The 1,124-nt window shown below is 62.1% G+C and carries 1 protein-coding gene; it reads left to right on the forward strand.

All coding sequences use genetic code 11. From position 1 onward, the window contains the following. Positions 1-118: 118 nt before the first annotated feature. Positions 119-1,124, forward strand: a 1,006-nt coding sequence (locus BANT918_RS17125; protein WP_101621257.1) for an IS256 family transposase, incomplete at its 3' end; no start/stop codon positions are given.

The following is a 1,124-nucleotide window of genomic DNA, read 5'->3' on the forward strand; positions in this document are numbered from 1 at the left end:
GGGTGAGTCCCATAGAGTGGTGGCATTCCCACCAGGGACTTTACCCCCAAAAATGTGAAGAACCATCGTGGGATCCCGCTAGTAGTTCCGCCAAGAACCTCACGAAAGGCATCCCACGATGGCTGACCCCAATTCTGCCGTGTCGACCCTCATCAACCAAGTCCTGACCGACCCTGACCTCGCCCACTCCGACGTGTTTAGGCAAATGCTCCAAGCCGGCCTCCAGGACCTCATCGAAGCCGAAGCCACCGCCACGATCGGTGCCGCCCGCTACGAACGCAGCGAAGACCGGGCCACACGCCGTAACGGGTCGCGGAAGAAGACCCTGGCAACGCCATCGGGAGAAGTCGACCTGGCGATCCCGAAGCTGCGGAAGGGCTCGTTCTTCCCGTCCTTACTCAACCCCCGCCGACGGGTCGATAAGGCCCTCTACGCCGTTATCTGCCAGGCCTGGATCGACGGTGTCTCAACTCGCAAGGTCGATGACCTCGTGCGTGCTTTGGGCAACGAGTCCGGGATCTCTCGGTCGACGGTGTCGAGGATCTGTGCCGACATCGACGAGGGAGTCGCTGAGTTCCTGGCCCGTCGACTCGACCACACCTGGTTTCCCTACCTCTTCGTCGACGCCACCTATGTCGATGTCCGCCACCGGGGTCGTGTCGTGTCTCAGGCCGTGGCTGTGGTCACGGGAGTCTCATCACAGGGCAGGCGGGAGATCCTGGCCATGAGCGTCGGGGATGCCGAGTCCACGGACTTCTGGACACAAGTCCTGCGTGGGCTGCGTGAGCGGGGGCTGAAAGTCAGCACCGAGACCGATCCCGAAGGTGTCGCGCTGGTGATCTCTGATGCTCATTCGGGGATTAAGGCCGCGGTCAAAGCGATCCTGCCTGGTGCTGGGTGGCAGCGGTGTCGAGTCCACTTCGCCCGTAACGTCACCCAGCGCCTTGGCAGTGCGCATTCGAAGCCGGTCAACGCGTTGATCTCAACGATCTTCGCTCAGACCACAGCCGAGTCCGTCATTGCCCAGTACAAGCAAGTCGCTGAGAGTCTGCGGGCGTCGTTTCCCGCCATCGCCGACATGCTCGATGCTGCGCTACCGGACTTGACGGCGTTCGCGTCTATGC

It is taken from the genome of Brevibacterium antiquum CNRZ 918, assembly GCF_900169145.1.
In the GTDB taxonomy this organism is placed as follows: Bacteria; Actinomycetota; Actinomycetes; order Actinomycetales; family Brevibacteriaceae; genus Brevibacterium; species Brevibacterium koreense.